Raw genomic sequence first — 8,171 nt, 5'->3', positions numbered from 1 at the left:
TGTGTATCATTCCACTCCTTAACATCCGGCCTACCTCCATGGCGTTTCTTTATGCCATGGTAGCCGTTATTCTTGAGTGGGTCAATTCCGCCGGCGATCTCGGTCAATTATACTCCGGCGATAACAGGGCCAACTTGGCCCGAAGTCCGACCTCGCTGTCGTTCCCCTCCCGCTCCATTTCGATTCACTATTCCCTAAAAAATCGAAATGGAGGAACGCCTTATGGCAAAAATCAATCTGCGGGATTATTACCCGTTTTATAATTCAGACTTTTTTGTTGAGATATCAGATGAAATCAAGGACGATTTGCTGGAAGCAGAACGTTTGGAGAAAAACTACATTCGCCGCCGCTTCTATAACAAAGCCCACTATTCGCTGGACGCTGACGACGGGATCGAAAAGGATATTCTTTTTGAATCCCTTTCCCCTTGCGAGATTTACGAGCGTAAAATTACTTCCGAACAACTGCACTCCGCAATCGCTTACTTGCCGGACAAGCAAGGAAAACGAATTTATGCCCATTACATACTCGGTATGAGTAAATCCGATATTGCACGGGCAGAGGGTATAAATGAAAAAGCCGTCAGAGTTGCTATTGAGAAAGGGTTGAAAAGCATGGAGAAATTTTTGAAAAAGTCTTAATTTCCAGTTCCGAATTTGCCTTTCAAATCACACGGCTATTAGAAGGAGTTTTTTCTCCATCTGCCGTTCTTTGACAACTGAATACAGATAACCCGGATACGTTCAATCAAAAGGGAGCCAAGCCACAGGGTACGCCAAAACCGCCCGTTGAAAGGGGGAAAAACCAAACGGAGCGTGAGCGATTCCTACCAACTGTGACAGAGCAGATATGGCAATCTACCCGGCGATAATCTTTTGATTGGTACAATGATACTTACGGTTTGAACGCGTCACAGTATTGACCGTCGCGCCATCAGCATGGGGCGGGGTGAAATTCCCATGAGGGCGGTTGCCGCCGCCTGTCCGGGTTATCCTCTTATTTACCATATAGGAGGCCGCGCCGGGCATTTCTGTCTAATGACAGCCCATTCTTTCCCGGCGCGGCACTCCCCCTATTCTGGCATAGGAGAATCGAAATGGAAAAAGATATGAATTTATCGGAAATACTGCCTGAACCGTGGAGCAACAATGCTTGTCGCGGCTATGTCATTTGGGCAATGGAAAGCTGTGGTTTTAGCTCTGATGATATTCGGCGCGTGGTTATGGAACTGAACGAAAGATTTGACTTCAAATCCATTCACGAAGCAGACGGGCATTACCGGAACAGTCCCTATTGACTTCGGGCCAACTCGGCCCGAAGTATGAGGAAAGATTAACAGCCATCACTTTTGCTTATAAAGTGGTGACTGTTTATGTTTCCTCATAGGACAGCAGGAAACATAAAGTACATTTTTCATTTGAGAAGAAGGCACAAAGCGATGGTAAATCTGGAACAGATCATCACAATGCAAGATGTGGATATTGCCACAGTGGATAAATCACAGTTGACAGATGTTAGCGGAATCGACTTTGATAACAGCCTGCCTCAAAGGGAACGTGCGGCACATATTTTGAAGCAGGTAAAAAACCCTTACTGCTTCCGTCATGGAGATACTGCGGTAAAGGTAGAGTTCCCGGAGGACGGCCCCCCCTTGCAGGATGTAATTACAAACTTTCTTATACGGCAGAAAAGCGGCCTGTAATCGGTCATGTCACTTCGGGCCAACTTGGCCCGAAGTCGGTAATATCAGCTATCTAACAGTATTTTTAAGCCCTCGACAACATTGTTCGCATTATGCTGAAATGGTATAATGTAAGTGTAATGTGATAGGAAGGAGGAAGCATGGCACGAACCAAAAACAGGGAAACAAATACTGCTGTTTCTCAATTTTCGTATAATCCTACACGGTGGAATCTTGCAAAATATATCCGGTTATCCAAAGAGGACTTGAATCGTGGCAAGGACGACAGCAACAGTGTCACCAATCAAAAAAAGTTGCTTGATGATTATTACAGACAGCACCTTGATGAATTTGAAAGCGCCGAAACCTATGTTGATGACGGTTGCACAGGTACAGACACGAACCGGGCAGATTTTCAAAGACTGCTGGCCGACATTTACGCGAAAAAGGTAAACTGCGTGATTGTCAAAGACCTTTCCCGTCTTTCCCGTAACTATACGGACGCCGGGAGCCTGATTGAAAATTTGTTTGTTCAGATGAATGTACGCTTTATCAGCTTGGCAGAGGGCGTAGACAGTTATTTGAACCCTGACAGCGTATCAAGTATTCTTGTTCCTATAACGAACGTAATGAACGACCAGTATTGTTACCAAACTTCAAAGAAAATCCGTCAGGTGTTTGACTACAAGAAACGTAATGGCGAATTTATTGGCTCCTATGCCCCCTATGGCTACATCAAAGACCCCAATGATAAACACGCTTTGTTGGTAGACCATGAAGCCGCCGAAGTGGTAAAGAAGATTTTTTCCATGTGTCTAAGCGGTATGACCGTCAGGGCTATTGTGAATCATCTGAACGACCACGGTGTTATGTGTCCTTCCGTTTACAAGCAAAGTCAGGGATTAAAGTACAAATGCCCCAACGGACAGACACAGCCCATGTGGAGTACCATTACTATCAGCAATATGCTGAAAAATCCCGTCTATGTTGGAGATATGGCACAGGGGCGAAACCGTGTGAAAAGCTACAAGATACACAAAATCGAAGCTGTACCTGAAAAAGACTGGATTGTTGTCCCGAATACCCATGAACCGATTATTGACCGCGAAGCCTTTGAAAAGGTTAAGCAACTGCTAAAGCGTGACACCCGCACTTCTCCAAAACAGAAACAGCTTTATCTGTTTAGCGGCTTTCTCCGCTGTGCGGATTGTGGCCGGGCAATGTCGCGGATAGCAAGCAAGGAATTGTACGTTTACTACCAATGCGGAACATATAAGAGCCTTTCTAAAAAAGCCTGCACTATGCACTCTATTAAAAGCACAAGGCTTGAAGCGGCTGTACTCTATGCAATCCGGCAACAGGTACATCTTGCAGTCAGCTATTCCGCCATTGTATCAAAAATTAACTTGGCTCCGCTCAAAAAAAGCCAGTCGATACGGCTGAATGAACTGATTACCGCAAAAGAAAAAGAGCTTACCAAAATCATGCGGTACAAGCAAGCACTTTATCAGGACTGGAAAGACGGTCATATCACACATAATGATTACCGCCACATGAGTGAAGATTATGAACAGCAAAATGAAGCCATTGGCACAGTGATTGCCAATCTGAAAAAAGAGCGGGACGAACTGGAAAATGGCATTGACACCGAAAATCCTTTTTTAGCAACTTTCCGAAAATACGAGAACATCGACAAGCTGACAAGAGAAATCTTAATCGAACTGGTTGACCATATCAAAGTATACGAGGGCGGCGACATAAGCATACGGTTTAAGTTTGCCGACGAGCTGCGCCGCATTATCCAGTATATCGAAGTCAACTCGCATTTACAGGTAGGATAAGACACCTACACACGAACAGAGCTTGTTGGTTTTCCTAATATATAACACTCATATGATGCTGAGATCCCGGAAACTACCACAAACAGGATTCCTCCAATTGCCAGTGAAAGAAGGGTTGAGGCAACTTTTTTCCGATCCCTTATGAAATTCATTTTGGCAAGAGATACGGGGGTGATTCTCCGGTGCGTCTTTTGGGATACTTTTAAATTGGCAGATTCATAACCTGAATAGCGAACCGCTTCAATCGGTGTAATCTCCGAAGCCTTTGACGCTGGAGCAGAAACAGCAATCAAAATACAGATTGTGCTCAGGCAGATTACCACCAATGCTGCAATCCACGTGTGAAGCCAATACCAGCCGTTGGGATCCATTGCATAACCGACAATACCGCCTATCACCAGTCCGAGCGGAAGTCCGGTTTTTAAAAACGAGACCCCGACAGAGCGGACAAGTTTTTTGATCTGTTTTTTTGTGGTACCGATTGCCCGCAGCTGACCATACTGTCGGGTTTTCTGAGATACTGAAATATAAAAGAGGCTGTAAATGACAATCGCTGCGGCGATGAAAATAAAAATAGTTAGGCCAAGCAATACGCCGGTTTGTGAAAAGCGGCTTTGAAAAGAATTCCCCTTCATAGAGACAGAATTATTCAGGTTAAGATTTTCCCCAGAAAGATGGTAACGCTGCTGAATACTTATCATCTCGTTCTGTACTTCTTCTTTAGTAAGCCGACTGCCATTTGGTAAATAAAGCCCCGCATTATAAAGCACAGGTTTTGAACTTTGATTTAAAAATTCTTTTGATACAATAACTATATAGTTTCTGGAATCACTGCTGGTTTTTTTAACATCGCTCAGCAGACCGGTAACAGTAAATTCTTTTTCTTGTCCATTGACTTTCAAAGATACCGTGTCTCCGGTTTTTACATTCAAACGTTGCGCATAGTAGGAATCCAACAATACTTCATCCGCAGCCTCCGGCATACGACCCTCTATATCTTTCCCTTTGCCGTTCAAATAAGAACGATCCATATACATGATACCAACAGAATAGTCTTTGTTAGTATAGTTGTCGATTTTGCTGTTAACAGAAACCTGAGAGAATGCCTGATCTTGGCTCATCTTCTGAATCATATCATCAGATACTTGTAGGACGTTGATTTGTGGCATATTCTGTTTTACAAGGTCGTAATCGCGTTCCTGCGCAAGCATAAAAAGACACATTGCGAAGGAAAGAGCCACGGACAAAACAATCATTACAGTTGCTGTTACATTGAGTCGCTTTTCACTTTTTTCTGTGGCTTTTGCTAAGCGTTTAATGATGAAGTTATTGTTGTTCTGAAGCATAGTCTTGCCCCCTCATGCCACAATCCGGCCGTCTTCAATCCGCACGATACGGTTCGCAAGCTGGGCGATCTCATTGTTATGGGTAATCATCACGATGGTCTGATGAAATTGCTGGCTCGTCATTTTAAGAAGTCCCAACACTTCCTGACTGGTTTTGCTGTCCAGATTTCCGGTCGGCTCGTCAGCAAGGATGATGGCAGGTTTGGTTGCCAATGCTCTTGCGATTGCCACACGCTGCTGCTGACCCCCGGAGAGGTTGTTCGGCAGATTGTTCAGCTTCTCCGTCAATCCCAGCATTTTTACGATCTTGTCGATGAAGGTTTTGTCCGGCTTTTCACCGTCCAGTTCAATGGGCAGGACGATATTCTCATAGACGTTCAGAATCGGCACAAGGTTGTAGTTCTGAAAGATAAAGCCGATATTCCTGCGTCGAAAAATCGTGAGCTGATCGTCGTTCATTTTAGATAATTCTTTTCCGCTTACCTCCACGCTGCCGGAAGTAGGGGTGTCCAGCCCGCCGAGCATGTGCAGGAGAGTGGATTTTCCGCTGCCGGATGTGCCAACAATCGCCACAAATTCTCCCGGCTCCACGTTTAGAGCAACACCGTCTAAAGCTTTCACCAGATTTGCACCGGTTCCATAATACTTTTTTAGTTCACTTGTTTCTAATATGCTCATAGTAATCCCCCTGCTTTCGATTTGTTGCTCTCCATTGTAAAGGACAAATGTCACCAAAAAGTCTCAATCGAAAAATGAATTGTCACGGTTTTGAGACATTTCATCAAGGAAAGAGAAAAGGCAGCCCTCAAAGCTGTCTTTTCATAAAGCCAAAGCCTATCCTTCCGTACCGGCCATGCTTTGGCTTGGAAGGAACACCGAGAAGGTGGAGCCTTTGCCGACTTTGGATTTCACTTGAATAGTGCCGCCCTGCTTTTGAATGATCTCGCGGCAAAGATAGAGGCCGATGCCGACGCCGCTGACATCATGTATTTCGTTCTCCCGGTAAAAGCGCCCGAAAATTTGCGCGTAGTGTTGTTCCGGGATGCCCCTGCCCGTGTCGGAGATGTCGATTTTAGTCGCCGCTTCCCATCGCTCCGCCTTCACGGAGATTTTGCCGCCCGGCGGCGTGTACTTCACCGCATTGTCCAGAAGGTTGAACAGAGCCTCCGCCATACGGCTTTGCCTGTCGGTGTAAACCGTGCGGGAGGCTTGTAAAAGCCACCCGCGATTTAACCCGCACAACTTTCGACCTTGACTTTCACCTTGCAAAAGGGGAGAGAATCACGGCAGCTCTTAAATGCAAGCTTTGGCACACAGCTCCAACGCGGGGATTTAGGGGCAGACTGGGATTGGGATGCCACCCTTGAGCCCAAAGCGGCACAAAACGGCACATGGGCGGCAACACGGGCCTTCATATCTGTTGTGCTGGTGTTCCCGTTAATATGATAAAATATCTCTTACAGATTTCACATGTTCAATTTCTGAGAATGGGAATCATAGCTTGGAAATTCGTCGAGATACATATCAAATTCAATGGGCATCCGGCAACATGTGACTCCCTTCAGATCCAGAAAATTTTCTCCCTTTTCCCGCATGATCTGCAGATCCAAGCAGGAGGCATTCCTGGGTAATTCAAGCCCATTTCCGCAGCGGTAAAGCGTACAGATCGTATGCCAATTCCGGATCTCCGGATGTTGCGTCTTTAAATTCTCAAATAATTCTGTTCCCCTGATGCCTTCTCATCCTCCATGGCACCGGAAAGAAAGTCACTGCCTGCCGGTCCGGTTTCTGCTCCCAGCAGGATATGGGTAAATAAAATATTTTGGCGGGCGGTGGCAGAAGCGAGGGAAAAGTCAATTTGGTCCCGAAGCGGCTCGGCCTTCTGATAGAAAACATTCCATGGGAGAAAGGCAACGATATTCTCCAAAAGCTTTCGCACCTGCATCAGCTCATCAGCATAACGGGAGAGTCCTGAAACAACCGCTTTTTGATGGTCCGCACCCGCGATTTCAATCTTGGCCGGACAATGCGCGGAACAGATGTTGTCATCAAAAGGTTTTAAAATCTCTGTTTCAAGGTTCGTCGAAAGACCCCAAAACCGAGAGAGATGGATAATCATATTGCGAATCTTAGCGTTCCTGTTTTCCAGATGGATATGGAATTCGGTAGGATTCAAATGCGTGAGATTGTCCGCCTGCCGCTCCATTGCATAATAAGTCAGCCCTCGAATACATTCCAAGGCGGTTTCCTGATCCTGAGTGAAAGACATTACGGTTTCTTCTTTTCCCATCATTTAATCATCCTACGTTTCGGAATGTTTGGCGGCTTCCCCAAAATCACGAGATTCAATATACTCCCGGACGGCTGACGGAACGTATTTTTCATAAAGCTTTTGCAGTTCACTGTCCAGTTCTCCATTCAGATCGGCATCTTTTTTCCTCATATACTGCCTGATCGCTTGAAGCTTTTCCGAATTGAAACGGACCGTTAAGGTTTCTTTTCTCATAGCAAAATCTCCTTCCTGCTCAGAGGCTGATAAACCAAATACCGGTTGTATTCTCAATCTCCTCCGGAGTAAATGTTTCCGGAGTCTGAAATTTTTCTGTATACTGCTTGATTTTATCGGCGGACAGTGAAGTGAAATTTCCTTCTTCATCACTGCCTGAAATAAAAAATGTTCCCGCGATGATGTCATTTCCTAAAGATCGATTGCCCTCCATGCCGATGAGCTTTGCCTCTTCATTGCAGACAAGCGTCACGGATTTTTCCAGATCAATCAATTCGATCAGTCCGCCAACAGCGCTCTGCATCCCTTCCAGCGTTCAATCGATCTCGGCGGAATAAGGCTCTTTGTGCGGTTCAACCTGTCGGCTCCTGCTGCTTACAATCAAAATTTGAACATAAAAAAGGAGCCGGCAAAAGCAGCCGGCTGTCCGAAATAAGCATGGATTGTCTTGCACCCTATTACGATATCAATAAAGTCTGTTTCCTATAGGCCTCCCATTGTGATGCCCTGGTTTTCCTGCTCGGGCTGCGGGGTTTCAGGTTCTTCTTGAATCGGCTGTGTATGTGCACGGCGTCGGCTCTGCCTTTGCTGGCGGCTTTGCTGTTCAGAAGCGGACGAGTTGCTTTCTGCGTGTTCGGGTCTCAATCATCACTGAAGACGAAAAAAGGAGCCGTTGCAAAACGGCACGAAAAAAAAGTCGGAGCAACCATACGAAAAGGTATTGGCAGCTCCGGCTTTTTGCTTTAAAATTTAGTTGTGAAAGAAAATAAAAAGCTCTTAGAGCATAACAGATTTG

10 protein-coding genes and 1 pseudogene are annotated in these 8,171 nt (G+C 45.5%); 4 read left to right on the top strand and 7 right to left on the bottom strand.

Annotated features, from left to right (window positions below; all coding sequences use genetic code 11):
* The first annotated feature begins 222 nt into the window (after positions 1-222).
* The 4 genes from CAFE_RS10660 to CAFE_RS10645 all read left to right on the top strand — a co-directional run bounded on the left by CAFE_RS10660 (position 223) and on the right by CAFE_RS10645 (position 3,523).
* Positions 223-642, top strand: coding sequence for an RNA polymerase sigma factor (locus CAFE_RS10660; protein ID WP_156990636.1), 420 nt, complete (start codon positions 223-225; stop codon positions 640-642).
* Positions 643-1,097: 455 nt separating this feature from the next.
* Positions 1,098-1,298: a hypothetical protein gene (locus CAFE_RS10655; protein ID WP_011988842.1), complete on the top strand. Its 201-nt coding sequence runs from the start codon at positions 1,098-1,100 to the stop codon at positions 1,296-1,298.
* A 141-nt stretch (positions 1,299-1,439) separates the two neighbouring features.
* Positions 1,440-1,703 (top strand): DUF6870 family protein, encoded by a 264-nt coding sequence (locus CAFE_RS10650; protein WP_009064822.1) that lies wholly within the window; start codon positions 1,440-1,442, stop codon positions 1,701-1,703.
* A 140-nt stretch (positions 1,704-1,843) separates the two neighbouring features.
* Positions 1,844-3,523, top strand: a complete 1,680-nt coding sequence (locus CAFE_RS10645; RefSeq protein ID WP_009064819.1) for a recombinase family protein — start codon at positions 1,844-1,846, stop codon at positions 3,521-3,523.
* Between the two features lie 5 nt (positions 3,524-3,528).
* Here CAFE_RS10645 and CAFE_RS10640 read toward each other — a convergent pair whose 3' ends face one another.
* The 7 genes and pseudogenes from CAFE_RS10640 to CAFE_RS10610 form a co-directional block, all read right to left on the bottom strand.
* Positions 3,529-4,869: an ABC transporter permease gene (locus tag CAFE_RS10640; protein WP_156990635.1), complete on the bottom strand. Its 1,341-nt coding sequence runs from the start codon at positions 4,867-4,869 to the stop codon at positions 3,529-3,531.
* Between the two features lie 12 nt (positions 4,870-4,881).
* The gene (locus CAFE_RS10635; protein WP_156990634.1) at positions 4,882-5,547 is read right to left on the bottom strand and encodes an ABC transporter ATP-binding protein; all 666 of its coding nucleotides are present in this window, start codon (positions 5,545-5,547) and stop codon (positions 4,882-4,884) included.
* 156 nt (positions 5,548-5,703) lie between these two features.
* Positions 5,704-6,039: pseudogene (locus CAFE_RS10630) on the bottom strand (sensor histidine kinase); the annotation flags it as partial.
* Between the two features lie 296 nt (positions 6,040-6,335).
* Positions 6,336-6,479 carry a hypothetical protein gene (locus CAFE_RS10625; protein WP_156990633.1) on the bottom strand — a complete coding sequence of 48 codons (144 nt, stop codon included), beginning with the start codon at positions 6,477-6,479 and terminating at the stop codon, positions 6,336-6,338.
* Between the two features lie 92 nt (positions 6,480-6,571).
* Positions 6,572-7,162, bottom strand: a complete 591-nt coding sequence (locus CAFE_RS10620) for a hypothetical protein (protein WP_156990632.1) — start codon at positions 7,160-7,162, stop codon at positions 6,572-6,574.
* Positions 7,163-7,171: 9 nt separating this feature from the next.
* The gene (locus CAFE_RS10615; protein WP_066647603.1) at positions 7,172-7,375 is read right to left on the bottom strand and encodes a DUF6103 family protein; all 204 of its coding nucleotides are present in this window, start codon (positions 7,373-7,375) and stop codon (positions 7,172-7,174) included.
* Positions 7,376-7,394: 19 nt separating this feature from the next.
* Positions 7,395-7,679, bottom strand: a complete 285-nt coding sequence (locus tag CAFE_RS10610; protein WP_156990631.1) for a DUF3846 domain-containing protein — start codon at positions 7,677-7,679, stop codon at positions 7,395-7,397.
* Positions 7,680-8,171 lie beyond the last annotated feature (492 nt).

The organism is Caproicibacter fermentans, assembly GCF_009746625.1.
Lineage (GTDB): Bacteria > Bacillota > Clostridia > Oscillospirales > Acutalibacteraceae > Caproicibacter > Caproicibacter fermentans.
This window is presented reverse-complemented; position numbering and strand designations above follow the sequence as displayed.

What these genes read in the sequence shown, in the direction of transcription:
- CAFE_RS10620 (WP_156990632.1), bottom strand. Translation starts at nt 7,162, where the DNA reads ATGATGGGAAAAGAAGAAACCGTAATGTCTTTCACTCAGGATCAGGAA.
- CAFE_RS10650 (WP_009064822.1), top strand. Translation starts at nt 1,440, where the DNA reads ATGGTAAATCTGGAACAGATCATCACAATGCAAGATGTGGATATTGCC.
- CAFE_RS10655 (WP_011988842.1), top strand. Translation starts at nt 1,098, where the DNA reads ATGGAAAAAGATATGAATTTATCGGAAATACTGCCTGAACCGTGGAGC.
- CAFE_RS10610 (WP_156990631.1), bottom strand. Translation starts at nt 7,679, where the DNA reads ATGCAGAGCGCTGTTGGCGGACTGATCGAATTGATTGATCTGGAAAAA.
- CAFE_RS10660 (WP_156990636.1), top strand. Translation starts at nt 223, where the DNA reads ATGGCAAAAATCAATCTGCGGGATTATTACCCGTTTTATAATTCAGAC.
- CAFE_RS10635 (WP_156990634.1), bottom strand. Translation starts at nt 5,547, where the DNA reads ATGAGCATATTAGAAACAAGTGAACTAAAAAAGTATTATGGAACCGGT.
- CAFE_RS10615 (WP_066647603.1), bottom strand. Translation starts at nt 7,375, where the DNA reads ATGAGAAAAGAAACCTTAACGGTCCGTTTCAATTCGGAAAAGCTTCAA.
- CAFE_RS10640 (WP_156990635.1), bottom strand. Translation starts at nt 4,869, where the DNA reads ATGCTTCAGAACAACAATAACTTCATCATTAAACGCTTAGCAAAAGCC.
- CAFE_RS10645 (WP_009064819.1), top strand. Translation starts at nt 1,844, where the DNA reads ATGGCACGAACCAAAAACAGGGAAACAAATACTGCTGTTTCTCAATTT.